The sequence below is a fragment of the Moorena sp. SIO3E8 genome (assembly GCF_010692445.1).
GTDB lineage: Bacteria > Cyanobacteriota > Cyanobacteriia > Cyanobacteriales > Coleofasciculaceae > Moorena > Moorena bouillonii.
The window spans coordinates 1-26,425 of the sequence record NZ_JAAHHM010000050.1 but is presented as its reverse complement, the minus strand read 5'-3'; the positions used below and the strand labels follow the sequence as shown (position 1 = coordinate 26,425).

Genomic DNA, 26,425 nt, shown 5'->3' with positions numbered 1-26,425 from the left:
CGATTCCCATAACTCTATGACTAATAGTCAGGCACAGGATCATAACCAACACGCTGATCATCAACAGCTATTGAAGCAGCTGGCTTGGGCAATGGAAACGGGAGCCAGTGAACAGGAATTTTCCTTAATTTTCGCCCATTGTAACTATACCCAGTGGCGAGACCAGTTGATTCAACAGCTGGCAGAGGTTTGTGCGGTAGAGATTTTCCCGATTGGCCTAACTCCCGAGGTCACCCAGCTCTACAGGACGATATACAGCAAAATTCAATCCCAACTGGGACAACAACCGCCCCAAGGGATTATGGTGTATGGCTTTGAGGTGGTAAGGAACCTTGAGCAACTGCTGAGATTAGCCAATCGAGTCCGGGAAGAGTTTCGCAAACAGTTCCATGTCCCGGTTTTATTTTGGGTAGATGACCGAGTCTATTCCCAATTCCTACGCTCCGCCAGGGATTTGGCCAGTTGGGGAACCGGTTTAACCCTAGACTTTCAAATCTCTACCGCTAACGTAATCGAATTTATCCAACAGGTTACTGATCTTGGGTTTACTCAAGTCTTAGCCGCTGGAGCCGCTGGGGGTCTTCACCATGGACAGAATATAAGTAACCAGCACCTGGCTGACTTACGCCAAGCTTGGCAAGATTTGCAACATCGGCAGGTAGAATTAGCCCTAGACTTAGAAGCCAGTGTGGAATTTATCCTAGGTCGAGGAATTCCCGATGATCTCAACCAATCTCAAGAGCATTATCAACGAAGTATAGACCTTTGGGAAGATCTCCTGGAAGTTTACCTCTCTCTCGATCCCGAAGATCTAATCCGATATGGATGTGTTCTCTTCTATATGGGGCAATTATATCGTACCTATGCTGATCAAGAGCGGAATCAGGATATTCAACATTGCCTAAGGGCTAGGGACTATTTTGTGCGATCGCATGACTGCTTTGAGCAAGCTAAGCGTCCCGACTTAGTGGCTAAGTTTATCAATTCCTTGGGGGAAATTCTACAAAGACTAGGGCAATGGCATGAGTTGGAGCAGTTAGGGAAAAAAGCCTTAATCCTCCATCAAAAATATCCCAACCCGGTCTGGCTTGCCCATTATTACGGCTTTCTAGCGGCAGAAGTCGCCATCTCTCGCTCCCAATGGTATCGGGTCAAGGACTTGACAACTCAAGCACTGGTCATCCTTACCGATGCCAAGAATTCTGTTGAACTCCCTGGTGACCTGACTCGGGAGCAGTTGGACTGGGCGTGGGGACTTCATCAAGGTTGGTATCGCTTATCCCTAGGCAGAGCCTACAAGCATTTGCGTCAACCCCAGCAAGGGATTGACCATCTTGAGCTTGCCAAAGAGCAAACCAATTTTAACTTTCATCCCGATATATATATTAAAATTCTGGCAGAATTGCGACAGCTCTACTTTAACCAAGGGGAGTATCAAAAAGCCTTCTCAGTTAAGGCATACCGGCAATCAATCGAGTATCAGTTCCGGTTTCGGGCATTTGTGGGTCCTGGTCGATTGTCCCTCAACCAAGGAATCAGGGATACTCAAATGGCTGATCCCATTGCTGTCTCTGGTCGAGAGCAAGCCATTAATGACTTAGTTGAGCGTATTGCTCGCAAAGACCACAAACTAACGGTAATTTGTGGCTCCTCCGGCGTGGGTAAAAGTTTTCTACTTCAGTCTGGTTTAATTCCGAGATTACAGCAAGAGATTATTGCCGCTCGGGATGTGGAGCCAGTGTTGCTGACCGTTTATAACCGGTGGGAGCATAGGTTAGCTCAAAAGATAATTGGAACAGATCAGGGGGGAGAGGGGGAGGAAATTCTGGGTAAAATGCTCCACCAGCTGCAAGACAATGGTGACACTAATCGACTGACGGTTCTAATTTTTGACCAGTTTGAAGAATTTTTCTTTGAGTATCCTCAGCCACAGCAGCGGCGAGTTTTTTATCAATTTATAAAGGGCTGTCTAAGCCTTGAGGCCGTGAAAGTGATTCTGGCCTTACGAGAAGATTATATCTATTATTTATTAGAGTGTAATAACCGCCTGATTAGTTTAGATGTCGTTAATAATGATATCCTCAGCAAGGATGTTATCTATTACTTAGGAAATTTTACTCAATCCCAGGCCAAAGGAGTTATTAAACGCTTAACGGAGCAAGCTAAGTTTTCCTTAGAACCAAAGCTGATTGAGCAATTGGTGAAAGATTTAGCAGCAGAAACAGGAGAAGTGCGTCCGATTGAATTGCAAGTGGTGGGAGCACAATTAGAAACCGAGGGAATTGTCACCTTCGACAGGTATCAGCAAGGGGGCGATAAGGCCAAACTAGTAGAGCGTTATCTGGAGGCTGTGGTTACGGATTGTGGACCGAAATACCAAGAAACTACCTGGAAATTGTTGTTTTTATTGACCGATGACAAGCAACTGAGACCCTTAAGAACGGAGATTGAATTAGCTACTGGGTTAACCTTAAGCACAAACCAGCTCACCTTTATTTTGGATATTTTAGTGGGCTCGGGTTTAGTGTTTCAGATTCAAGCAGGAGCCGAAGATGGCTATCAGTTGGTTCATGATTATTTAGTAGACCCAATTCGGAAGAGATATGAGAATGACCGAGAAGTAAAATTGGCAAAGTTTTTAGAAGAGAAAGAAAATCATATTTTTGAGCAAAGGAAGCAAGAATTAGTAAAACTAGAACGAGCAGGAGTTACACATCTTGATAAATTTAAGGATAGCCCGTCTGATGCCTTACTAGGAGCTATGGAAATCGGGAAAGCTTTGCAAGCAATGGTCACGAAAAATACTCCCTTGAAAGACTATCCTGCTGCTAGTCCAATACTCGCTTTACAACAAATTCTTGACCAGATTCAGGAGCCTAGACTTGGGAAGCATCAGGGTAGGGTTAAGGAGATAAAATTTAGCCAGGATGGTCAGCTGCTCGCTAGCGTTCGAGATGACGGAATCGTGAGTTTATGGGATCTCAACACTGGGCACCAAAAATTTAAGGGTCATCAGGGTATGGTTAGGCAGGTAGCATTTAGCTGGAATAGTCAGTATCTAGCTAGTGCTGGAGATAACGGAATGGTGAGGTTGTGGGATCTCAACACTGGGCACCAAAAATTTAAGGGTCATCAGGGTGTGGTTAAGCAGTTGCAATTTAGCTGGGATGGTCAGCTGCTCGCTAGCGCTGGAGATGATGGAATGGTGAGGTTGTGGCATCTCAACACTGGGCAAATCCAGGAATTGAAGGGGCATCGGGGTTGGATTTGGCAGATACAATTTAGCTGGGATGGTCAGCTGCTCGCTAGCGCTGGACTGGACGGAATGGTGATGTTGTGGAATTTCAACACTGGGCAACTCCAGGAATTGAAGGGGCATCAGGGTTCGGTTAGGCAGGTAGCATTTAGCCGGGATGGTAAGCATTTGGCTAGCGCTGGATTTGACAAAATTGTCAGATTGTGGAATACTAACACTGGTCAAGTCCAGAAATTGAAGGGGCATAAGGGTGAAGTTTTGCAGTTGGCTTTTAGCCAGGATAGTAAGTTGCTGGCTAGCGCTGCAGAGGATGGAATGGTGATGTTGTTGCATCTCAACACTTGGGAAGTTCAAGAATTGAAAGGGCATCAGGGTTGGGTTGACCAGCTGGAATTTAGCCCGGATAGTCAATTGCTGGCTAGCACTGGACGTGACTGTACCGTGCGCCTGTGGGATTTAGCAGGTCGGCAAATTGCCCAATTCGAGGGGACTCGCCTGGTGTTCCACCCAGATGGGACGCAACTGGCTACCATAGACGGGTATACCATCAAGCTGTGGCGGGTGGACACTTTGGATGGACTATTAGCTAGGGGTTGTGCTTTGGTACATAGTTATTTAACGAATAGTTCTGTCAATCCAGAACTGAAGGCGTTTTGTGATCGCTTGCTGGAAGAATGAAGAATGAAGAATTAAGAATGTAGAATGCAGAATTTAGAATTAAGAATGTAGAATTTAGAATTATTAGTTCCCTTGGCTATTGTACTTTGACAACCTAGTTGTTGTTTATTTAAGCAGTTATATAAATTTTAATTTTTGTAAAAATCTCATTACTAGCTGACCGAATAACTAAGAATAACGCCTATAATGTAAGTATGATGAGTTATCAATTAAATCGGTAAATTGATGGTAACTTTTTAGAAAACTACCGTTAAATAAACTGTCTTAGTGTATTGCTGCTAGAACCAAACAAGAATGGAAGCGATAGGTTAGACTTCTTGCAGAAGTCGGGAACAGGGAACAGGGAACAGGGAACAGGGAACGGGTGCATCTCATATTTGAAAATATTACGTAGGGTGCGTTAGGGGCGGCTCGCCGTCATTTTCCAGCTCGTAGCCAGCTTTGGGAAAGTCCGCCCCGTAACGCACCACCGAATCAAACAGCAAAAGCGATGCAGCGCGGTCTTGGGGGTTTCCCCCATGAGCGACTGCATCAAGACAATGAGATGCACCCATTTTGCCCCCCTAGCCCCCCAAGTTTGGGGGGAATAAGAGTCAATTTGCTTCTAAAAGTCCCCCAAAATTGGGGGATTTAGGGGGCTTGGATGTAGCAAATGAGACTTCTCATACCGAGTTGCATTCAAAGAGAGTAGATTAGTTGGATAGGGAGATGGGGAGATGGGGAGATGGGGAGATGGGGAGATGGGGAGATGGGGAGATGGGGAGATGGGGAGATTGGCGGAAGAGAAAGTTGTACCTTTGACCGCAACTTAGTATCAGACAACCTCTGAAATAGAAAGGCAATAGTTATGAACAAATCTCCGACAAGTCTAATTAGTCATATCTCTTGGGGTCGTATGGAAGTAACCAATAATGGTGAAACTTATCAATTTAAAGATTGTAAAGTATGGCCGGGAGGTGCTAAGGAATGGGATTGGAGACTTACCGGTACTCGCCATCAGCCCGGTATTAAACCCGCCGATATCGAAGAAATTTTGGCACAGGGTATAGAGTTTATGGTTTTGTCCCGTGGTATGCAACTAATGCTACAAACCTGTCCTGAAACTGAGGAATTGCTCAGTCAAAGAGGAATTGAGTATTATATCGGCCATACTAAACTAGCTGTAGATTTATTCAACAGTTTTATGGAACAAGGTATAAAAGTCGGAGGTATATTTCATTCGACTTGTTAACTTGTTATCAGCTTGAGCAAGGATGGAAAAAATTAAATTAGCAATAGTATGTTTAGCGGGGTGTTCGGGATGTCATATACTAAAGGGAACAGGGAACAGGGAACAGGGAGTAGGGAAAAGGGAACAAAAATTATCACAATTCATTTAGGATTTATAATCAAATGTCACTCTGCGATACAGTGCTTCTAAACTTACAGAAAAGTTGACACTTTCGAGGGTAAGCGATGCAGCGCGGTCTTGGGGGTTTCCCCCACTCGCTATTGCATCAAGAAACGTATCCCCTTTTTCATAGGGATAAAGCACCCAAAACCCTTGCTGATTACGCCTAAAACATTCTACTCCTATTGTCTCTGACTGGATTAGAACATACTCCTGCAAGGTTTTTAGCTTGCGGTATTTGGCAAACTTACTGCCCCGGTCGTATGCCTCTGTAGAGGGTGAGAGCAGTTCTACAATCAGACAGGGGTACTGAATAAACTGGTTAGACTCTTGATCTCTGGAATCACAAGTTACTACTACATCTGGATAGTGGTAGGAACAAACTGAAGATATTTTTACCTTCACATCTACCATATATACCTCACAGCTACTGTCTTGTAGGTAAGTATTTAGATCACTGGCCAGATTTAAAGCAATCCGGTTGTGGGGTTTCGAGCCTCCGGTCATGGCGAAGACTTCCCCATCGCTATACTCGTAACGAATCTCCTGAGTCCGTTCCCACTCCAGGTATTCTTCGGGAGTCATCCGGTAAAGCTGTGGATTAGCAATCTTGACACTCCCATCACGCTCATCGAAGATTATAGTGAGGGATTCTTAAGAGTAGAAAACCCTTAACGGCTGAGCCAAACAGCCTCTACACCCTCCGATCAAATCATTGGGCTTACTTTTTCAAGGTTTTTATTGGTTTATCCTTCTAGCAGAGGCTTTTCAGCTTGCGAACAAACCGGCACCTAAAAGGCGCATTAATATACCTTGATTTTAGCAGAGATTATCAAGAAGCGCAACAGATTCAGTCTCCAATTCCCCTCCCGTTATACCCAAAGGGTTAGCGGGAGGGGAATTGGAGTTGAATGATGGTTTTTTGCAATCAATAGACTTCGCGGCAGTTGTCGGGAACAGGGAACAGCGATGCAGCGCGGTCTTGGGGAGGCAGCGCGGTCTTGGGCGTCTCCCCCACTCGCTATTGCATCAAGACGGGAACAGGGAACAGTGGATAAGAATTGACGTTACAATTTTCGGACGGACTCTCCCAACACTGCTAGTCAAGGTTTAACATGAGGGCAAGCCCGCCCCTAACACACCCTACATTCTAAATTCTAAATTCTTCATTCTAAATTCTAAATTCTTCATTTCACATATTTTTGCCAAGCCAATCGTGCTGCTCCCACCCTTCCAGCACGATTCCCTAATTCTGCTTTAAGTAACTCTAAACCAGTACGGGAGGAAGGCAAAACTCGTTGCTCTATTTCTGCTAGAGTTGTTGGCAAGAAAAACTCGGCACTAGCACTGATGCCACCACCAATAATAATGGCTTCTGGTGTCAGTGGATAAATAAAACTAGTTAGCCCAATCCCTAATAAGCGTCCGTAATCTGCCCAAAATTCTAAGGCTTCCTGGTTTCCTTGCTGGGCTAATTTACCAAGTTCTGCTGGTTCTTTGCCACTGTTGCTTCGGATTGCCCTAATAGAAAGGTATTGCTCTAGAGAACCCCGATTACCACTATTACCCTCGGGACCATCGGGATATAGATTAATTAAGCCCAACTCCCCAGCAGACCCGAGATGACCTGTGAAGAGTTGACCATCGAAAATGATTGCCCCTCCTACCCCTGTGCCTAGGGTGAGTAGAATCAAATTCCGAAACCGACGACCAGCCCCTAACCAAGCTTCTCCTAAACCAGCACAGTTAGCATCATTAGCAAGAATTGTGGGATAACCGACTTTGGCTTCTAACTCATCGGCTAGGGGAACATCGTGCCAATCCGTTAGGTTAATCGCAACTTTAGCAATTCTACCAGCAACATCAGCAGGGCCAGGACATCCAACCCCGATACCAATTACTTCTTCCCTGGTATCGAGACGAGAGATTGCTGCTACTATTGCTTCGATCACCGCTGTTGGTGTTGCTGGTTGGGGTGTATCTACTGTTAGAGACTCCAGTTCGGTTCCATCTTCACGGAAGCGTCCCAACTTAATCGCAGTGCCACCTAAATCAACGCCTATGGCTTGAGTCATTAGTTTTGAGTCATTCGTCGTGAGTCATTTTAAGGCAAAAGGCAAAAGGCAAGAGGCAAAAGGCAAGAGGGTTTTATTGAATTTCAATGCTTCTGACGAAATCGGGGATTAATCAACTCGCTTAATCCTTCTCCTACTAAAGACAATCCTACCACCATCAGTGTCATGGCTAAACCAGGGAAGAGCGCTGTCCACCAAATCCCAGTGGGTAAGGCATCGAGGGCTTGACGTAAGTCATGACCCCACTCTGGGGTTTGTTCTGGCAATCCTAATCCTAAAAATCCCAGTCCTCCCAAGATTAAAATCGCATCAGCGGCGTTGAGGGTAAATAGAACTGGTACACTTTGAATCACATTGAGAAATAGATAGCGCGATAATATCCTACCAGGGGAAGCCCCCAGGGCTTGAGCGGCTTCGATGAACAATTCAGTTTTGACGCTAGTGGTGTGATTCCGGACTACGCGATAGTATTGGGGAACATAGGAAATACTTAATGCGATCGCAGCATTGAAGACTCCTCTACCGACTACAAAGGCCAGAGTCACCGATAGCAGTAGTCCTGGCAAGGTATAGATCGTATCCATTAAAAACAGTAATACCCGATCGAGTTTGCCACCGAGATAACCACTGATTAACCCCAAAGGGACACCAATGATCAGGCTGAGGGTGGTAGCGAGAACGACTACTTTTAGAGCAGCTTGAGAGCCAAACCAGGTGCGAGAGAAAACATCATAACCCTGGCGAGAGGTACCAAACCAGTGATTCCAGCTCGGTGCTTCATGAATGGGATTACTGAGGGACTGGGTAGGGTCTTGTAGCCATCCCCAAGCTTGAAAGGTGGGAGCGAAAATGGCTACTACGATAAAGCACCCAGTAATCACTAGTCCTGCTACCATTAGTTTGATGGATAGACTAGGCCCTCTTGTAAAAGACAAAAAGCTGGGGAATGATTGTTTGGTTGAGGTCATCCTTCATCCTTGATACTGATAGCATTTATCATACTGATCAGGTAAACAATCTTGTGAACCTTTTGCCTTTTGCCTTTCGCCTTTTGCCTATCTCTTAAACAGTAGTTGGTAAATAGCGTTCAATGGCTTGACGATACTGACTCTTTTGCTTAATTCCTTTAAATTCCGCTAGGAACTCTTTGTCCTTAAATAACTGTACGGTAGGTGTTCCCACCACTTGAGCATTTTCAGCTATTTCTCTGTCTTGGTCAATATCGATCTCGACAAAGTGAATTTTGCCATTATACTCATCTACTACTTTATCCAGCATGGGCTTGAGAACCTTACAAGGACCACAACTGGGGGAAATATACTTGACCATGATTATGCGATCGCTTTCATGGAACAGTTTACGCAAGGCATAGCCCCCCAGATGGCGTGTTTCATTAATATCAAAGGTTTCCGCCGTCTCAGCTACTACTTTTTCTTCAGTTTCTTCAGGTTTTTCAGCCGTTTGCTGTTCTGATGCCGGTTGTTGATGATACTCATGAATTAGGTTATGGGCAGATAGCCAGCGTTCTGCTAACATAGCCCCCATACAACCTGTGCCAGCCGCAGTGATGGCTTGACGGAACTCATGGTCTTGGACATCACCAACAGCATAGACTCCGTCTACACTGGTTTCCACCGAACCGGATTTGGTAACAATGTAACCCACCTGATCTAACTCCAGTTGTCCTCTAAACAAGGAGGTGTTAGGAGTGTGACCAATAGCGTAAAACATCCCGCGAACTGAAATATCCTTTTCCTCACCAGTTTCAGTATCCTGGACTCTTACGCCAGTCATCGAACCATTGTCTCCAAACACATCAACTGGCTGAGTATTCCAGTGAATAGTAATTTTGGGATTATTCAACACCCGGTCTTGCATGGTTTTACTAGCTCGCATCTCATGCCGACGTACTAGCAGATGAACATGGGAACCATACTTGGTCAAATATACAGCTTCCTCTGCCGCTGAGTCACCACCCCCGACTACCGCCACTTCCTTACCACTGAAAAGGGGAGATGCACCATCACAGATGGCACAAGCTGAGATACCATTACTCCAGTACTGAGCTTCCCTGGGTAAATGCAACCGTTTCGCTGTTGCCCCGGTAGCAATCACAATACTATGGGTTTTTACTTCCCGTTCCTCAGAGCGCACAGTAAAGGGACGCTGACTTAAGTCTACAACGATCACATCTTCGGTATAGCATTCAGTGCCCCAGCGTTCTGCTTGAGCCTTCATCCGTTCCATTAATTGAGGTCCGGTGATTCCCTCTGGGAAGCCAGGGAAGTTTTCTACTTCTGTGGTAGTCATCAGCTGTCCACCAGGGATTCCTCCCGCTTGGAAGCCTTCAAACATTAAGGGTTTCAGGTTAGCTCGTGCGGCATAAATCGCTGCTGTGTAACCTGCAGGACCAGAACCGATGATCACAAGATTTTCTACAGGGGAGTTGGACATCTGATACACGAACTCATGACGACTACGCTTTTATTATAATTCATTATAGCATATATAGCACTACGCATTAAGATTAGGATATTCCTAAACTCCGAAACGTGAGTCTAGCTTACTGTTGACTTCTGACGCAAGAACCTTGCTGACTTGCGCGTAGCGCTATACAAATTACCTAATGTTTTGACACATTTAAATTGTGAATAGGGGCGCTTTGCAGAGATGGGGAGACGCACCACTAGCTGACAAACTGAATTGCTCAAAACGTAAGCATTCAGCTATCAGCTATCAGCTATCAGCTTTGGAATAAAATAAGTAAGCATTGGAATAATGCTGAGTTACCTCACAGCGTCGTTCGCACAGCGTGGCCATTCGCGTAGCGTGGCCTTGTGGCCAAGGCCAAAGCCTGTGCCACAAGGCTGACGGCTGACGGCTGACGGCTGACGGCTGAATGCTTACCTCAAAACAGAGGTAGATTAAAACTCATCCCTGTACCGAATACTGTCCCATCAAAATTAATTCTGGAATTGGACGAAGAACCAAAACTTTGTCCACCATACAAATAAATTTGACTATTGCTAGAAATTTTATAACTGACACGACCAATTAACTGATGATAGTTATCATACCGTGTTGTATAGTCAGATAAAGCAAGTTGGTAATTAAGAGCTGCTTTAAATCGTGGGTAGGGGTAATAGGCTAAAGATGCTCTGAAAACATTACTAATCTTAGAGCGTGTGTCTGGATCAGCAAAACGTAGCGTTAACTTATAGGACGTATCTAAGGCTAAGTCCTTTGCTAACCAATCCCGTCGGCTGAGTCTAAGATATACAGAATTATAATGAGCGAAGCGATCGCCTCCCTCTTGCTTGAATAACTGTTGATTGCTCCATCCTAACTCCCCATAGGTTCTTTTCAATAACTTCTGACGAACTCCTAGGTTAACTTTCAGTTGATTATAATCAAGTTGGGATCTATCTCCATAACGCACTATATTACCACTTACTGAGGTTATGAGCTTAGTGTCAGGTCCGAGGGATGGTACAGCTAATAGGGTTAGTCCTGGTCTCAACAGACCATCATCAACTGGATCGACTCCAGCGAAAATATTATCGCTTCTGAAATAACTGACTCTACCCTGTAAATATACTGTAGGTTTAGGGGGAGTCGGTGGTTTTTCTTGGAGCCGCAAACGGAGCACCCCCAGTTCCGGGTCTCCATCATTAGCGTTGGAATCTGAGTTTGAACTATTATCTCCAGAAGCAGGTTTAGCTTGAGATGTCTGTGACCTGTCAACTACCTTAGTTGAGCTAGAACCCGATGAGCGCTCACTAACAACAAAGGAAGATAGTACTTCTCCACTACTCCCGATTTTAACTTTATATAAATTAGGAGTACAATGCTGTTTTACCTGATCAGTATTAGCTTGGTTTTCTGTACCACTAAAAACTAAACTGACTGCTGGCTGATGGGAAATACTGTCTATGGGGTGACATCCAGACCAAGCTGGTTTACTGATTGTCAGTGTACTTAATAAAATTAGATGTCCCAAAGTGGCTAAATAGGTTTTTTTAATCTGGTGCTGGGGAACCGAATCCTCCTCATATTTGTCGTGATAATTTTTAGTTTTTGAGACCATATTTAATTAAAAAACTAATCGTTAATTTACTAAAAAATCATTTAGGATAATAAACAATAATTTATCTTTGAGAAAATTTAAAAATCAATCCTATAGTTCAATCATGACGTTGTAATATTCATGGTAATACTCATTTATATAAAATAGTTTTTGCTAAGCTTTGAGCAATCTAATTTATAGATTGAATTGGCAAGGAAACAGGCTCACAGAGAAGGATGGGAAAGGAGTTTGGGGTTTTCACCTATCCTTGACTAAAAAATAGACAAATTAAATGGGCAACAGCTTCCCAAAATGGATCAATGTAGGTAGGGGATTTTTCTCCCAGCTAATAATTACTAACCACCAGCGGTGTTTTCAGGATTGACCAAGCTGTATTTCCGATTACTCTGAGTAAAAAATATCCTGATTTGACTTAGAGCCTACAGAATCTCGTATAGGAGACTTTTGTACCTACTCTTCGAGAAGGCAACGCCAACGCTCCTACACCAGATTTTGGATCGGTGGAGACAGACCCTAGGTATATTTCGTGGAATGGCATTATCCTTGCATCAAAAATCCACAATTTAATAACTCTCAACATTGGAGTTGCCCCGTGTTTCGCAAGACAGTCCTAGTACTTTCCATTTCTCTATGGAGCGTTAATTCACTAATTTTTTCTAAATCAGTCAGTGCCGAAATTCCCTTAACTCGTGCTGTGGTAGAGAAGCTACGTAACCGAGTGCAATTGATTCCTAAAAATGAGTCAGCTCGACCAGCCCGTCGATCTGATGCCATGACGATAGGAGATGCACTGGTAACAGCTCGCTCCTCCATGGCTCAACTGCGCTTCAATGATGGTTCCCTAGCCCGACAGGGAGAGTTAGCTGTCTTTCGATTTTTACCTAGCAGTCGTACCTTTGAGCTATCCCATGGCACACTGCTGCTGTTAATTCCTCCAGATCGGGGTAAAACTCGAGTGCGTACACCCAATGCCGTGGCTGGGATTAGGGGGTCAGCTCTATTCATCCGATATATCTCTGAGACCGATACAACAATTGTTGGAGCTCTGACCAATAGCGGTATTGTGGTCTATAATCCCACTCGTTCTCAAGGTCAGGAATTAAAAGCTGGGCAGATCGTGGTTATGATAGAGGATCAAATTGAGCAGGTTTATGAATTTGACCTCAAAGAGTTTTATGAAACCAGTGAATTAGTAAAAGGGCTGAATTTGACCCAGACAGAAGCGGCGGATAGTCCAGATAAAGCTTTGGATTTAGTGCGAGGAGAAATTGCAGATGCTCTAGACGGGCAAGATCCTATTATTGGCAACAACATAATAGTTAATCCTACTTTCGTTCGTATTCGGGGGAGTGAATCGGACGAGTTTCCCAGTGCTGATTTTAGTGTGATTGATGGTAGTGTTGATGTCTTCGATCAAGATGTGGGTTCTGAGAATTCCAATGCCGATATTACTGATCAGGTTAACCAGTTAGATATTAGGTCTACCTTGGAAACGGGTGAGTTTCTTAACACTGAGCAGGAGGATGAAACTCTTGAACTGGATCCCGAAGACGTTGACAAACCACTAGAGCCGGAGCCAGAACCGGAACCTGAGCCGGAACCGGAACCGGAACCAGAACCCGAGCCGGAGCCCGAACCGGAGCCGGAGCCCGAACCGGAACCCGAGCCGGATCCAGAACCGGAACCCGAGCCTGAGCCCGAGCCGGAACCAGAACCAGAACCAGAACCCGAGCCTGAGCCAGAACCGGAACCCGAGCCTGAGCCCGAGCCGGAACCGGAACCAGAACCAGAACCGGAACCCGAGCCTGAGCCAGAACCAGAACCAGAACCTGAGCCTGAGCCAGAACCAGAACCAGAACCTGAGCCTGAGCCGGAACCGGAACCAGAACCAGAACCAGAACCCGAGCCTGAGCCAGAACCAGAACCAGAACCTGAGCCCGGGCCGGAACCGGAACCGGAACCGGAACCTGAGCCTGAGCCGGAACCTGAGCCGGAACCTGAGCCGGAACCTGAGCCGGAACCTGAACCGGAACCTGAGCCGGAACCGGAACCGGAACCTGAGCCGGAACCCGAGCCAGAACCGGAACCTGAGCCTGAGCCTGAGCCCGAGCCCGAGCCGGAACCAGAACCCGAACCTGAACCGGAACCTGAGCCGGAACCTGAACCTGAGCCGGAACCTGAACCGGAACCTGAGCCGGAACCAGAACCAGAACCAGAACCGGAACCGGAACCGGAACCGGAACCTGAGCCTGAGCCAGAACCTGAGCCTGAGCCGGAACCCGAGCCTGAGCCTGAGCCAGAACCGGAACCAGAACCTGAGCCTGATCCCGAGCCCGAGCCTGAGCCAGAACCGGAACCCGAACCTGAGCCTGATCCCGAGCCCGAGCCGGAACCCGAGCCTGAGCCAGAACCGGAACCAGAACCTGAGCCAGAACCTGAGCCTGAGCCGGAACCCGAGCCTGAGCCAGAACCGGAACCTGAGCCCGAGCCAGAACCGGAACCCGAACCTGAGCCTGATCCCGAGCCCGAGCCGGAACCCGAAGCTGAGCCGGAACCTGAGCCTGAGCCGGAGCCGGAACCTGAGCCGGAACCCGAACCGGAACCAGAACCGGAACCGGAAATTCCTGTGCTACTAACCGATCCAGGTCAAGGAGTAGAGGATGACTTTCCTGGTCGAGGTCAAGGAGTAGAGGATGGCTTTCCTCGTCGAGGTCAAGGAGTAGAGGATGGCTTTCCTCGTCGAGGAAATCTCTGAACTTATGACGTTAGTTGTACTGCTTGAATTTATTCAAGAAAAGCCGTCTTAGTCATTAGTTTTTTGTCAGCAACAGAGTGGTCTGATTATCAATCAGAGCAGGTTTACCATCACTGGTATGGCAGCTAAATGACTCAAAATAGCGACGAACTGGGGTAGGAAACTCAGGAAAGTTGAATACAGCATCACCATCAGCAATATTAGCCCAGAAGTAGCGTAGACTCGGAGCAAGTTTCTGGGCATCTGGTAACGGTAAATTTAAGGGGGGAGAAGTCAGGAGTTTCACCATGAATGGATAAGAGCGATCGCTCATCCATTCTCTAGATATCTGGGGTAGGTTTTCCCAACCAGGGACTGACTCCACTCGATGAGATTCTATGTGTAACCATCTTTTTCCTTGATTATCGGTACACAACTGCAATATCCGGTAGGGGTGAGGATAGCTAACTAATGAACCTGTGGTGATTTCGTAGACTCCCTCTTGATAGGCGATATCCTGTACATGCAAGTGACCTGTAAAGAGTAGATTGACCCCAGCAGTTTTGAGAATATTGTGTAATATTGGACCATTTTCCAAGATATACCGATGTCCCAAGGAATGGTTAGCTTGATCGGGCAAATGCTCGATCACATTGTGATGCACCATCACCAGCACCAATTTATCCTGGCACTGGGAAAGCACTTGCTCAAGCCAGATCAGCTGTTGCTGATCAAGACGCCCTACCTGTTTACCACCGGTATCGAACTGGTTAGAATTTAACCCAATCAGCTGTACTCCAGGCAAAACTTCACAGGTATAGTACAACTGCTCGGGATTTTCATAACCAAATTGGCGATAGTAGTAAGGAAATTCCTTTAGTCCAATCGAGTGTTCATTGGGTAAGATATTGGGGACATCATGATTTCCAGGTACGACGTACACTGGAAAAGGCAACTGGCTCAATCGCTTTTGTAACCAGGCATGATTGTCTGGTTCACCATGCTGGGTTAAGTCTCCTGGTAGGAGGAGGAAATCCAAGGCTTTCTGCTCTAAATCCTCCAGAATCCTTTCTAGGACTGGAATACTAACTTCTACCAAATGAAACCGATTGGGATGATCCCAGATGGTTTGGGGTAACCCGATATGTAGGTCACTTACCACGGCAAAGCGAAAATTTAAACTCATAGCTAAAACTTTTCTTGATTAAACCCTAGATTAATTATTATTAAAATTATCGCTCATGACGTTTGCTGTTATACCATTACAACTCCTTGTTTAGGTTACATTTAACTGCTCACCTAAACAATAATGGATAATCTTTAATTTAGCCTGACATAATTAGGCTTTAGTCTATAAAAAACTTTAAAGATTACATTTAGGATAAATACAGATGAGTCGGAATTGCCTTCATTGAGGTGCGACCCAAGGGCGATTTACTCGCCCGCTTAAGGCGCGCACCTAGATATCACATTTACAACTAGATTAGGGATATAACCCCTAATCCCTGATCCCCCATCCCCTGAGTAAAGTAAGGAGGTGCTAAGGTTGGCTAGAGTTCGAGTGCGACAACACGTTAATCCACTTAGCAAGCAATATCAGATGCCGGTGAGTGCTCCGGATTGGAATCAAGTTTATGCCCAAACTACTAAACCATTACATCTGGATATTGGCTGCGGGAGAGGGGAATTTTTATTGCAGATGGCAACACAACAACCCGACTGGAATTTTTTGGGCTTAGAAATTCGGGAACCATTGGTAAAACAAGCCAACACTAAGGTGGTGGATTTAGGGTTGAGCAATCTCCTATTTTTGTTCTGTAATGCTAATAGTTCTATAGATTCACTCTTGAGCTCTTGGCACCATGGTGCCTTGCAGCGCGTCACTATTCAATTTCCTGATCCTTGGTTCAAGAAGCGACAAGCCAAACGACGTATAGTGCAGCCCACCTTGGTTGATACTCTAGGAACTTATTTGACCAGTGGAGGAGAGGTCTTTCTACAATCGGATGTGGAGGAAGTGGCAGTGGAAATGCGATCGCGCTTCGATGCTCATCGAGCCTTCTACCGGCCAGAGACTGCTTGGCTGCCAACCAATCCCCTCCCAGTGCCTACTGAACGGGAAATTGCCACCCTCGCTCGTGGTGAACCTGTGTACCGAATGTTGTTCTTTCGCCGTGATGATGTTTAACGAATAGTGGAGTAAGAACACTGGTAGCCAAACCGCCTTCTGATTCAATCAGATCAGCGGGCTACTGGTCTGTATGCTCCTGCCCAATTTGCTTCTCCCCTATGGTTCGCTCTTCCTAATTAAAGCATGAATAACCATCAAGCTGAGGCAACTCAGGCAGAAATTATGGTTGTGGATGACACACCAACCAATTTGCAGCTGCTATCTTCGATCCTGATTGAGCAAGGCTATCAGGTTAGGAGCATGATCGATGGACTACTTGCCTTGGAATCAGCATTGTGTGATCCACCGGATTTGATTTTACTCGACATTATAATGCCAAAGATCGATGGCTATGACGTCTGTAAACAGCTGAAATCTAATCAAAAAACCGAGGGAATTCCAGTAATCTTTATCAGTGCTCTGGATGAAACTTGGGACAAGGTCAAAGCCTTTGCTGTTGGTGGTGCTGACTATATCACCAAGCCATTCCAGGTTGAGGAAGTTTTAGCCCGTGTGGAGAATCAATTGACTCTGCACAAGCTACGAACACAACTCATTGAGCAAAATCAACTGCTGCAACAGGAAATTCGCGATCGCATTTCCGCTCAAGCTGCTTTAGAAAGCCTCAATCAAGAACTTGAAACCAGAATCCAAGCTCGCACCGTAGAACTAAGAGATTACTTAGAACAGCTACGCAACTTGGAATCGCAATTGCGTGAAGCACTGGATCGTGAAAAAGAAGTCAGTGACCTGAAATCTCGGATTATTTTTACCATATCCCATGAGTACCGTACACCTTTAATGACAATTCTATCCTCTGTGGAACTCCTAGAAAAGTACCGTCATCGATTGAATGATTCTCAGCAAGTTAAACATTTTTGGCGGATCCAAGCTGCGGTCAAACATATGACGACCCTAGTCAATGATTTATTATTCATTAATCAAGCGGAATTCGATAGATTAGACTTCAAACCAGTTATTCTAAATTTAGTAACATTTTGTCAGGAGTTAGTCTGCCCGATTCAATCAAGCATTGGGGCTAAACATAGCCTTGTATTTAGTAGTGTAAGAGACTGGGAAGCAATATCAGGAGACCCCAAAATTCTTCGACAAATTATCACTAACATCATCTCCAATGCCATTAAATATTCTCCCGATGGTGGTACTATTTTAGTACAGCTAAATGGAGATGAAGAGAAAGTCATCTTACAGATAATTGATCAAGGCATTGGCATCCCTCAAGAAGACCAAGCAAAATTGTTTGAGTCTTTTAGTCGTGCCAGTAATGTGGGTATCATCCCAGGAACAGGACTAGGGTTATCAATTGTCAAAAGTTGTGTAGACTTGCACGGTGGTAAGATTCACTTAGAAAGTGAAGTGGGTGTTGGAACAACCTTTACCATCACCTTGCCCAAGAATTTATCAGAAGACGAATAAGACGGTCACCTAATTACGCAGCAATTGGTATACAATAATAAATTGTGCCATTATTATAATCCGTCAATGCCTAAACTAAAAAGCCGCAAAGCAGCTGCCAAGCGTTTTAGAGCTACTGGCAGTGGTAAAATAAGACGCCGCAAAGCGTTTAAAAATCACTTACTAGAACACAAGACCTCAGAACGGAAGGGGCGCTTGTCTAAGCTGACCTTGGTAGACGAACGGGATGCGGATAATGTTCGCCTGATGTTGCCTTATATGTAAATCTTAACAGTAGACCATAACTGCTAACACTACTACTAAACTAAACACACGAGCTAGAATTAACCATGACACGGGTAAAACGCGGTAATGTCGCTCGTAAGCGGCGCAAAAAAATTCTCAAACTTGCTAAGGGGTTCAGAGGTTCCCACTCGAAACTCTTCCGCATTGCTAACCAACAAGTGATGAAAGCGCTGCGGAATGCCTATCGTGACCGCCGCAAGCGCAAGCGGGATTTTCGACGTCTGTGGATTACTCGCATTAACGCAGCAGCACGTCAAAATGGCATTAGCTACAGCCAGCTGATGGGTCAAATGAAAAAAGCCAATATTCAAATTAACCGCAAGATGTTGGCACAGCTGGCAGTGCTGGATCCAGATAGCTTTAACAAAGTGGTGGAGTTAGCGGCTAAAGCTGAGTAACCATCATATGCGCTACGCGCACGCTACGGGCGTCTGCGGTCAGCCATCAGCTTTTGGCCATTCCCGTAGCGTGACCATAGGCCGAGGCCAATCGCTGATAGCTGAATGCTTAGCAACCTGAAAAACTCGGGTTATTGGGTAAATGGGTAATCCTTAAGGGTAAGGCTGGTCGGGGGTAAAAATCACCTTTGGTTCTTTTGATTATTATAGATTATAATAACAATCCAACCCGACTTTAATTAGTATCTTTAATTAGTATTAAATCGGTATTTGATTTGGTATTTAATTTGGTATTGTTTTTTCAGGAAAATCCCAAAAACCACGACCGATAGCTTACCTTTTTCCCAATTTCGATTCCCCAACCGATGCTTAAGCACAAATTATTAAAATTTGGTATGGTCTTCGGATTGACGGCGATGTCTTTTTTGACACCGTTACGGGTTCGGAGTGCTCAACTTGAGGAAATAGAGCAGCGGGGTCAGTTGATTGTTGGTGTCAAAGATAATCTGCGCCCTTTGGGATATAGGGATGCCGATGGCAAGTTACAAGGATTGGAGATTGACCTAGCACGACGTCTAGCAGAAGAACTCTTAGGTGATTCTGATGCGGTGGTGTTGCAGCAGGTGGGAAATATTGACCGACTTAAGGTGGTTTTGGACGGTGAAGTTGACCTGACAATTGCTAGAGTCACAGCCACAGCACCTCGCCGTCGATTGGTGGATTTTAGTATCCCCTACTACCTGGATGGCACGGGTTTGATTACTAAAGACCCGTTAATTACCAGATTGGGTGATCTCCATACTAGAACCATCGCCATACTCAATCATTCTAGCACAATTGCCGTAGTGCAGTCTGCTTTACCGGAATCTAGGGTGGTGGGAGTAGATTCCTACCAAGAAGCGCGATCGCTTTTAGAAAATGGTAGAGCTGATGCTTTTGCTGCTGATAATAGTATTCTAAGTGGCTGGGTACAAGACTATCCTGAGTATCGGATGCTACCAGTGTGGCTCTCGGGTGAAGCCTTGTGTGTGGTCATGCCTAAGGGGTTACAATACACCAAGCTAAAGCAGCGCGTGAATAATGCGATCGCACGTTGGCAAGCAGATGGTTGGTTAGCTCAACGAGCAACTGCTTGGGGATTACCATTAAGAAGAAAAACTGTCAAACCTTATGAATGATACACTGCCAACGATTTATCTGTCAGTTTTGCTAGTCCTACTTGCTGGTGTTACTGTCGCGGTGCTGTTCCAAGTTATCAAAACTCGTAAAATTGAAACCACTCTCTCTCGGTTGGAGAAAAAGCTGCAAAAAGACCGGGGAACGGTTATAGAGTATTACGAGTTGGGCAGTATTTATGCCGACAAGAAGCTCTTTGGTCAAGCTATCTTGCTATTTCAAAAAGCCTTGAAAGCCACGGATGCTGACCAAGAAAACCTTGCTCCTGTCTATAATGCTTTGGGTTTTGCCTACTGTGCCAAAGAACAGTATGATCTCGCTATTCGCCAGTACAAAGAAGCTTTGAAGCAAGAGCCTGGATATGTCACAGCCCTCAACAATCTCGGTCATGTTTACGAGCGCAAGCAATTAATTGCTCAGGCCTTAGAAGCTTATGATGAAGCGCTCAAATATGACCCCAAGAATTCTACCGCTAAGCGTCGAGCAGAATCCCTCCGAAAACGGTTGGTTACACCAGCATGAATAAAGTCAGAATTATCAAGTATTAAGCATGAATTATGGTGATTATGATCAAAATGACCAATTTAGCCATCTAGGAAACTGATTATGACACCAGTCCACCTTAACCCAATAATTAGCGCTATTGCAGGTTTAGGAACTTCTGTTGTCAAGAATAAGCTTGAGCGCCATCAGCTTTTCATCAAATTACTAAAGCAATTTAATCTAGATCCCGATCATCCACCCGCCGATTTTTCTGGAGTTTACCAATACGCCCTTGTCGAGTACGGCGTTGGCAAACCTAAGCCAATCCTCGAACTTTTCCGGCAAAAAGATATCCAACAGGCATTCCGCCAAGCACTAGCTGAAAATAACTTTTCAATTATCCTTCAAGAAACCGAGAATTTTCTCGATTGGAATACATTGGGAGATGAGATTAGGGAACTAGGAATTAACCCCCGTCAAGAGTTGTACGAATTTACCGCTGTTTTTATCGAGATTGTCAAACTCACGCGGACACCTGCTCAAGTTCTAGAACTCCAGCAGATAGAAAGCTTACATCAAAAAATAGGAAAGATCCAAGAACAGCTAAAAAGGCTACCCACAGCAGAGGGCATGCGGACACTAATAGCTGAACTAATAATAGAACAGAGCCATCCAGCACTCTTACCTGCTGAAGCATCTACGAAAAAGAAGCCTAGGGCATTATTAAAAACCGTCGATAACCCCTCACCCTTTATCGTTGGTCCCCCCATCACTCATCCTCGCAACTTTTTCGGACGTGAGCGGGAAATAAAACGTCTTTTCAACTTATTGAAACACCATCCCCTGCAAAATGCTGCCATCATTGGTAAACGGCGCAGTGGTAAGACTTCTCTACTGAAATATCTAGAAAATATAACCACCACCTCGTCAGAACAGTTACGTCTTGGTCAAAAGAGTGACTGGTTGCCGAATCCAGAAAACTATTGCTGGATATTTATAGACTTCCAAGACTCGCGCATGGCAAGCAGAGAACGACTGCTTGCCTACATATTAGAATGCTTGAGAATTCCAGTGCCTGCTGCTTGTGACCTGGATTGTTTCATGGACTTGGTCAGTGACAACCTCAACAGGCCTACAGTAATTCTAATGGATGAGATTGGCGTAGGGTTACAACGGTGCCCAGAGTTAGATGATGAGTTCTGGGAGAGTTTGCGCTCCTTGGCAACCAACTACACAGAAGGTAATCTAGGGTTTGTGTTAGCAACCCCGGAATCACCAATTGAGTTAGCTCACCACACCGGTCACAGTTCACCTTTTTTCAACATTTTCGGCTACACCACCACTCTAGGACCGCTCAAAGAGCCAGAAGCCCGGGAATTGATAGCTAGCTCCCCCATTTCCTTCCCTGTTGAGGACAGAGAATGGATTCTGAACCAAAGTGGACGCTGGCCACTGCTACTGCAAATCCTCTGTCGAGAACGCCTTTTCACCATAGAAGATAACGAAACCGATGATCAATGGCGAGAAGAGGGACTAAGACAGATAAAACCATTTCGATACTTATTATAGGGGTCATCACTTCACTTAACTGTTCCCTGCAATTCCTAGACTGATTGATTTATACAGCACTCCAGATTACTGCTGATTGGAGTGCAACTGGCTCAAGAAGAAAAATTCTGATTGAAAGCGAGAGTGATTGAATGAAAACAACACTAGAGACTTCTATTGTGGGAATTTATGATCTTGGCAGTGACATTGTCGGTGTTGGTTTTTTAGTGTCTAAGAGGTATGTATTCACCACTTTCAATGTGATTATGAGTGCTCTAGGTATAGTCCCAGAAATGATTAATGCAGAAAATTTGCCTGAGCAGCCAATCTACATCGATTTTCCCCTACTAAGACCAAAAAAGAGGATCATAGCTCGGGTAGTTTTCTGGCTACCTGTTGATGCCGATCAGGACATAGAAGATATTGCAGTACTGAAATTAGAGAATTCTCCCCCAGATAAGGCTCGACCTGTACGACTAGTTGTGGCAGAGGATTTATGGGGGCATCGCTTCCTTTCTTTTGGGTTTCCAAGGGGCCATGATCATGGCGTATGGCTCTCCGGAGTTATGAAGGGGGCGCAAGCCAAGGGGTGGGTACAAATGGAGACGCCAGGAGCGGGTTATGACTTTGAGCCTGGCTTTAGTGGCGCACCGATTTGGGATGTGAAGTTGAATGGGGTCACTGGAATGTGCGTGGGAGCCGAACATAGAAGATCAGATGTCAAAGCCGGTTTCATGATTCCTACTACCCAGCTAATTAAAGCCTGGCCTACCTTAGCTAAAGAAGGAAATGTCCACTATGTGGGACTTCGCCAACTTCAAAAACAGCTAATAGGTTTCTTTGTGTGGATCAGACAGTTGGGTTTACCAAGGCATCAAGTAAAGCAACTCGAACAGGATGCCCAACAATTAGAAAACTGTACAGATGTTCAATCGATTAGACATACTCACCGTAGCCTAATCACTAGCGAATTGGAAGGTTCAGCCAGTCCCCTGCTGCACAGCTTAAGTCGGATCAGTCAGGATGTAAATGCTGCTCTGAATCAGGAAAGTTCCTATAACCAGCGTCTAGCCCTTACGGGTATTGCAGACCGCCTAAATGGGTTATCACTAGAGTTGAACCGCAGCAGTGACAGGTATGCCAAGCGTTTCCGTCCGATAGTCAACAGTTGGCGTGAAATCTTAACCAATCATGTGCGCGAACTGGCAAAAACAGCTGAACTGCATCAAGAAATTGACTCTCCCTACATTATTGGAGTTCCTCTGACAGAACAGCAGGCAATCTTCATTGGGCGGACTGACATTACTGCTCAAATCGAGCAATTGCTGCTAGACCAGCGCAGACCACCCTTGCTCCTCTACGGTCAGCGGCGCATGGGGAAAACTTCCCTACTTTACAACCTGGGACGCCTGCTCCCCAATACAATTGTCCCTCTATTTGTGGACTTACAAGGACCAGCTACACGGGCAACCGACCATGCTGGTCTTCTCTACAACATTGCCAGAAAAATGGTGGACTTAGCTAAAAGGCAACGAGGCATAACTCTGCTGCCTTTGACTCGGGATGCACTAAAGGCAGATCCCTTCACTCGCTTTGATGAATGGCTGGATGATGTCGAGCTAGCACTTGAAAAAAATACGGTCTTATTTGCTCTAGATGAGTTTGAAGCTCTAGACAGGGCTATAGCCAAAGGACGTTTTGAGGAAGAGGACGTTTTAGGTATGCTACGGAACTTAATCCAGCACCGTCCCCGCTTCAAAGTTTTACTGGCTGGCTCCCATACTCTAGAGGAATTTCAGCGCTGGGCTAGCTATCTGATCAATGTCCAGGTGATACATATTAGTTACCTGAAACAAGCCGAAGCACGCCAGTTGATTGAGCAACCTGTCAAGGATTTTGCTCTACGCTATGAGCCAGAAGCCCTTCAGCGCGTGCTAGAACTTACCCGATGTCATCCCTTTCTAGTGCAACTCCTCTGCGCTGAGATTGTTGCACTTAAGAATGAGCAAACACCTACGGTTCGCAGGCTGGCTAAGCTATCCGACGTTGAAGCCGCAATACCAGAAGCTTTAGAACGTGGTAGCTTATTCTTTGCTGATATCGAAACAAACCAAGTAGACGCTGCTGGGCTAGAAGTGCTATGTTTCCTTGCGGCAGAGGGGGAAGGGTCGATAGTAAGTCGAGAAGCCTTATCCTGTAAGTTTCCCAATGAACTCGATAGCACTCTCAACTTGCTCTTGAGGCGTGAGCTAATAGAGAAAGAGGATGAAGGTTATCGCTTCCAGGTAGAGTTAATCCGGCGCTGGTTTGCCCTGGCACAAAAAACCTGAGTGATATAGCGCTACGGGCAAGGCAGCTATGCTGAGGGCAGAAGGCAAAAGTTGACTCTAACAAGGTATTAGAAGTAAGAGTTGTCCTAACCTTAATGCGTACTGCTATAGAAGTAATAGAATCAACTGAATGTGGTTAAGTAATTGACATTGTCATGAGTCATATTTTTAGTCCAAATTTTGATTTGGATACTCGAAAAGCTGATGAAATCGTTCCTAGACTTTCGATATCTCCCTGTCTCCCCCTCTTTCGGTTCCCCGTTCTCTTGGCACAGGGCATCCTCAGCCTAAAATTTACCTATAATCGAGATAATCGAGAACAGTAGCACCAGCACAAGACAATGCCAGACACACATATTCGCTTTGATTGGGCAATCAAAAAACTGCTGCGTAATAAAGCTAACTTTGGTGTTTTGGAAGGGTTTTTAAGCGAGTTATTGCATTTCGATATTACCATCAAAACCCTTCTCGAAAGCGAAGCTAATCAAGAGACACTCGATGATAAAACCAACCGAGTTGATATTCTCGCTGAAACCACTGATGGCGAGCTCGTCCTGATTGAAGTACAAAACAACCCTCAACACGATTATTTCCACCGTATGCTCTACGGTGCGTCTAAGTTAGTCACCGAATACTTAGGAAAAGGTCAAGAGTATGGTGAAATTAAGAAAGTATATTCAATTAATATAGTCTACTTTAACTTGGGGATGGGGGATGACTATATTTATTCCTATCGCGGAGAGTTTGTTGGGGCTAATCTTGGGGATATCCTGCAACCGACCAAAACTCAGGAGTTCAAATTTAACATCAACAAAGTAGCAGATATCTTCCCAGAATACTACCTGCTGAAAGTAAATAATTTTAAGGAATTAGCGAAAACTAGCTTAGATGAATGGATTTATTTTCTCAAAAACAGCGATATCAAAACGGAATTTTCGGCCAAAGGAATAGAAGAAGCGAAGGAGGCGCTGCGAGTCACTAATTTATCAGAACAAGAAAGAGCAGCTTACGAGCGTTACCTAAAAAATAAGCGTGACGAAGCCAGTATACTCAGTACCCAAGAGTTTGAGACGAGATGGCAAGTGGAACAGGCAGAAATTCGAGGTATGGAAAAAGGTATCCAACAAGGAAAACAAGAGGGGATCGAACAAGGCCTTCAACAAGGTATCCAACAAGGAAAAAAAGAAGAAAAAATAGCGATAGCACGTTCCTGCCGGGAACAAGGTTTAGATGTGGAGACTATTATGAACATCACCCAACTTTCTCGGGAAGAGATTGAATCTTTATAAACTCCTACCCATCTTGATACCCCTTGAAGTCCTGGAATTGCCCAGTTTTGATATCCCACAACCTGACCTATTCTAGCAATCCTAAATAGGTTGTGGCAAAATTCCATACTTAAAAAGTTTGGGAAAATCAAATATTTGACCATCAGTAAAAAACTTGAATAACCACTTTACTCTTTTAAAAGAACTACAAATATGATTAAATTTTCTTAAGAAACTTTTTCCTTGTAACCAAATATCTTCTACGGGATTTTGTTCCGGAGCATTAGGAGCAAATTTTGTACAAGTTATTAGCCAGTCTTCTTCTAATAAATTTTGATTAATTTTACTTAAATATTCTCGCCACTCTTGAGAATTATGATAACTGGCACCATCCCAAAATATAGCTAATCTTTTTCCTGGTCTTTGGCGTTGTAAATAGTTGATAAAATCGATAGTGTTTTTTGTGTTTCCCGCCGAATACTCTTTCATTATAAATTCTTGATTTTGATAATCTAAGGCTCCGTAATATGTCTGTCTATCTTTGGGATTTTTAATAGGAACTTGTATTCTTTTATCTGTTCTTCCCCAAGCATAACCTAACAGGTCTCCCCAGAGAAGATGACATTCATCAATCATAAACACTGCCAGCTTTCCAGCCTTTATATCCGAGTGCTAGTTTTCTAATTTATTTTCAATTTCTTCTTCTTGATGCAGTCGCTCATGGGGGAAACCCCCAAGACCGCGCTGCATCGCTTTTTTTGCTTCCACTAAAGCTTCATTTTTTGCTGGATTATTTTTTTGAGTCTTTTTCCAACTTATTTTGGCTTCTTTGAATAAAGAATAGTAACTTTGATCAGACTTATAAACTACCTGATATTCATGAAGTAAATAGTTTTTTAAGTCTGATAATCTCAGATAGTCTTTTTCTTTAAGCCACTGAATTATTTTAACTTTATCTTCGGGTTTTAAGTAACTTATTCTTCCAGGGCTATTTCATTCTAAAAATGCGCTTGAGTGTGTCTAGTCCAAATTGGCAGTATCGCTGTGCTTGAGCCATATTGGAGAAGCCATTGGAGCGATAGATATTCAGCGCAAAATTACGAGCAACTG

The 26,425-nt window shown here is 44.7% G+C and carries 20 protein-coding genes and 1 pseudogene; 12 read left to right on the top strand and 9 right to left on the bottom strand.

The window, feature by feature from the left end; all coding sequences use genetic code 11:
- Positions 1-16 precede the first annotated feature (16 nt).
- A complete protein-coding gene (locus F6K46_RS20700; RefSeq protein ID WP_293062448.1) occupies positions 17-3,934 on the top strand; it encodes a hypothetical protein in 3,918 nt (1,305 codons plus the stop codon).
- Positions 3,935-4,320: 386 nt separating this feature from the next.
- Here F6K46_RS20700 and F6K46_RS20695 read toward each other — a convergent pair whose 3' ends face one another.
- Positions 4,321-4,488 carry a hypothetical protein gene (locus F6K46_RS20695; RefSeq protein WP_293062450.1) on the bottom strand — a complete coding sequence of 56 codons (168 nt, stop codon included), beginning with the start codon at positions 4,486-4,488 and terminating at the stop codon, positions 4,321-4,323.
- Positions 4,489-4,781: 293 nt separating this feature from the next.
- Between F6K46_RS20695 and F6K46_RS20690 the strand changes: the two genes are divergently transcribed.
- The gene (locus F6K46_RS20690; protein WP_293062452.1) at positions 4,782-5,165 is read left to right on the top strand and encodes an Mth938-like domain-containing protein; all 384 of its coding nucleotides are present in this window, start codon (positions 4,782-4,784) and stop codon (positions 5,163-5,165) included.
- A gap of 144 nt (positions 5,166-5,309) precedes the next feature.
- Here the strand turns inward: F6K46_RS20690 and F6K46_RS20685 are convergent, their stop codons facing one another.
- The 6 genes from F6K46_RS20685 to F6K46_RS20660 form a co-directional block, all read right to left on the bottom strand.
- Positions 5,310-5,909, bottom strand: a complete 600-nt coding sequence (locus F6K46_RS20685; RefSeq protein ID WP_293062454.1) for a Uma2 family endonuclease — start codon at positions 5,907-5,909, stop codon at positions 5,310-5,312.
- Positions 5,910-6,511: 602 nt separating this feature from the next.
- Positions 6,512-7,399, bottom strand: coding sequence for an ROK family protein (locus F6K46_RS20680; RefSeq protein ID WP_293062456.1), 888 nt, complete (start codon positions 7,397-7,399; stop codon positions 6,512-6,514).
- 83 nt (positions 7,400-7,482) lie between these two features.
- Positions 7,483-8,367 carry an ABC transporter permease gene (locus tag F6K46_RS20675; protein WP_293019411.1) on the bottom strand — a complete coding sequence of 295 codons (885 nt, stop codon included), beginning with the start codon at positions 8,365-8,367 and terminating at the stop codon, positions 7,483-7,485.
- 94 nt (positions 8,368-8,461) lie between these two features.
- Positions 8,462-9,853 carry a thioredoxin-disulfide reductase gene (gene trxB / locus F6K46_RS20670; RefSeq protein WP_293062458.1) on the bottom strand — a complete coding sequence of 464 codons (1,392 nt, stop codon included), beginning with the start codon at positions 9,851-9,853 and terminating at the stop codon, positions 8,462-8,464.
- Between the two features lie 282 nt (positions 9,854-10,135).
- Complete coding sequence (locus F6K46_RS20665) at positions 10,136-10,264, bottom strand: hypothetical protein (RefSeq protein WP_293062460.1); 129 nt, start codon at positions 10,262-10,264, stop codon at positions 10,136-10,138.
- Between the two features lie 43 nt (positions 10,265-10,307).
- Positions 10,308-11,486, bottom strand: a complete 1,179-nt coding sequence (locus F6K46_RS20660; RefSeq protein ID WP_293062462.1) for a hypothetical protein — start codon at positions 11,484-11,486, stop codon at positions 10,308-10,310.
- 592 nt (positions 11,487-12,078) lie between these two features.
- Here F6K46_RS20660 and F6K46_RS20655 point away from each other — a divergent pair.
- A complete protein-coding gene (locus F6K46_RS20655; protein WP_293117293.1) occupies positions 12,079-14,241 on the top strand; it encodes a FecR domain-containing protein in 2,163 nt (720 codons plus the stop codon).
- 55 nt (positions 14,242-14,296) lie between these two features.
- Here F6K46_RS20655 and F6K46_RS20650 read toward each other — a convergent pair whose 3' ends face one another.
- Entirely contained in the window at positions 14,297-15,406 is a 1,110-nt protein-coding gene (locus F6K46_RS20650) for a metallophosphoesterase (RefSeq protein ID WP_293066449.1), read from the bottom strand.
- Between the two features lie 360 nt (positions 15,407-15,766).
- Between F6K46_RS20650 and trmB the strand changes: the two genes are divergently transcribed.
- The 9 genes from trmB (at position 15,767) to F6K46_RS20605 (ending at position 25,336) form a co-directional block, all read left to right on the top strand.
- Positions 15,767-16,408, top strand: a complete 642-nt coding sequence (gene trmB, locus F6K46_RS20645; protein WP_293066446.1) for a tRNA (guanosine(46)-N7)-methyltransferase TrmB — start codon at positions 15,767-15,769, stop codon at positions 16,406-16,408.
- A 126-nt stretch (positions 16,409-16,534) separates the two neighbouring features.
- Complete coding sequence (locus F6K46_RS20640; protein ID WP_293066443.1) at positions 16,535-17,827, top strand: hybrid sensor histidine kinase/response regulator; 1,293 nt, start codon at positions 16,535-16,537, stop codon at positions 17,825-17,827.
- A gap of 66 nt (positions 17,828-17,893) precedes the next feature.
- Positions 17,894-18,091 (top strand): 50S ribosomal protein L35, encoded by a 198-nt coding sequence (rpmI, locus tag F6K46_RS20635; RefSeq protein ID WP_075905359.1) that lies wholly within the window; start codon positions 17,894-17,896, stop codon positions 18,089-18,091.
- Between the two features lie 65 nt (positions 18,092-18,156).
- Positions 18,157-18,510 carry a 50S ribosomal protein L20 gene (gene rplT, locus F6K46_RS20630; RefSeq protein WP_008186586.1) on the top strand — a complete coding sequence of 118 codons (354 nt, stop codon included), beginning with the start codon at positions 18,157-18,159 and terminating at the stop codon, positions 18,508-18,510.
- Between the two features lie 416 nt (positions 18,511-18,926).
- Entirely contained in the window at positions 18,927-19,688 is a 762-nt protein-coding gene (locus tag F6K46_RS20625) for a transporter substrate-binding domain-containing protein (RefSeq protein WP_293066439.1), read from the top strand.
- Positions 19,681-20,208: a tetratricopeptide repeat protein gene (locus F6K46_RS20620; RefSeq protein ID WP_075905355.1), complete on the top strand. Its 528-nt coding sequence runs from the start codon at positions 19,681-19,683 to the stop codon at positions 20,206-20,208. Before F6K46_RS20625 ends, F6K46_RS20620 begins: the two co-directional genes overlap by 8 nt.
- 84 nt (positions 20,209-20,292) lie before the next feature.
- Positions 20,293-21,738 (top strand): ATP-binding protein, encoded by a 1,446-nt coding sequence (locus F6K46_RS20615; RefSeq protein ID WP_293066437.1) that lies wholly within the window; start codon positions 20,293-20,295, stop codon positions 21,736-21,738.
- A gap of 131 nt (positions 21,739-21,869) precedes the next feature.
- Positions 21,870-24,047, top strand: a complete 2,178-nt coding sequence (locus F6K46_RS20610) for a serine protease (protein ID WP_293066434.1) — start codon at positions 21,870-21,872, stop codon at positions 24,045-24,047.
- Between the two features lie 341 nt (positions 24,048-24,388).
- Complete coding sequence (locus tag F6K46_RS20605; protein ID WP_293066431.1) at positions 24,389-25,336, top strand: Rpn family recombination-promoting nuclease/putative transposase; 948 nt, start codon at positions 24,389-24,391, stop codon at positions 25,334-25,336.
- 81 nt (positions 25,337-25,417) lie between these two features.
- Here the strand turns inward: F6K46_RS20605 and F6K46_RS20600 are convergent.
- Positions 25,418-26,299: pseudogene (locus F6K46_RS20600) on the bottom strand (IS630 family transposase); the annotation flags it as partial.
- Positions 26,300-26,425: the final 126 nt, after the last annotated feature.

Excerpts from the sequence above, each read along its gene's own strand:
- F6K46_RS20620 (WP_075905355.1), top strand. The coding sequence starts at position 19,681 with ATGAATGATACACTGCCAACGATTTATCTGTCAGTTTTGCTAGTCCTA.
- F6K46_RS20610 (WP_293066434.1), top strand. The coding sequence starts at position 21,870 with ATGAAAACAACACTAGAGACTTCTATTGTGGGAATTTATGATCTTGGC.
- F6K46_RS20640 (WP_293066443.1), top strand. The coding sequence starts at position 16,535 with ATGAATAACCATCAAGCTGAGGCAACTCAGGCAGAAATTATGGTTGTG.
- F6K46_RS20680 (WP_293062456.1), bottom strand. The coding sequence starts at position 7,399 with ATGACTCAAGCCATAGGCGTTGATTTAGGTGGCACTGCGATTAAGTTG.
- F6K46_RS20660 (WP_293062462.1), bottom strand. The coding sequence starts at position 11,486 with ATGGTCTCAAAAACTAAAAATTATCACGACAAATATGAGGAGGATTCG.
- F6K46_RS20695 (WP_293062450.1), bottom strand. The coding sequence starts at position 4,488 with ATGGGTGCATCTCATTGTCTTGATGCAGTCGCTCATGGGGGAAACCCC.
- F6K46_RS20605 (WP_293066431.1), top strand. The coding sequence starts at position 24,389 with ATGCCAGACACACATATTCGCTTTGATTGGGCAATCAAAAAACTGCTG.
- F6K46_RS20650 (WP_293066449.1), bottom strand. The coding sequence starts at position 15,406 with ATGAGTTTAAATTTTCGCTTTGCCGTGGTAAGTGACCTACATATCGGG.
- F6K46_RS20685 (WP_293062454.1), bottom strand. The coding sequence starts at position 5,909 with ATGACTCCCGAAGAATACCTGGAGTGGGAACGGACTCAGGAGATTCGT.
- F6K46_RS20615 (WP_293066437.1), top strand. The coding sequence starts at position 20,293 with ATGACACCAGTCCACCTTAACCCAATAATTAGCGCTATTGCAGGTTTA.
- trxB (WP_293062458.1), bottom strand. The coding sequence starts at position 9,853 with ATGTCCAACTCCCCTGTAGAAAATCTTGTGATCATCGGTTCTGGTCCT.
- rplT (WP_008186586.1), top strand. The coding sequence starts at position 18,157 with ATGACACGGGTAAAACGCGGTAATGTCGCTCGTAAGCGGCGCAAAAAA.
- F6K46_RS20690 (WP_293062452.1), top strand. The coding sequence starts at position 4,782 with ATGAACAAATCTCCGACAAGTCTAATTAGTCATATCTCTTGGGGTCGT.
- F6K46_RS20625 (WP_293066439.1), top strand. The coding sequence starts at position 18,927 with ATGTCTTTTTTGACACCGTTACGGGTTCGGAGTGCTCAACTTGAGGAA.
- F6K46_RS20675 (WP_293019411.1), bottom strand. The coding sequence starts at position 8,367 with ATGACCTCAACCAAACAATCATTCCCCAGCTTTTTGTCTTTTACAAGA.
- rpmI (WP_075905359.1), top strand. The coding sequence starts at position 17,894 with ATGCCTAAACTAAAAAGCCGCAAAGCAGCTGCCAAGCGTTTTAGAGCT.
- F6K46_RS20700 (WP_293062448.1), top strand. The coding sequence starts at position 17 with ATGACTAATAGTCAGGCACAGGATCATAACCAACACGCTGATCATCAA.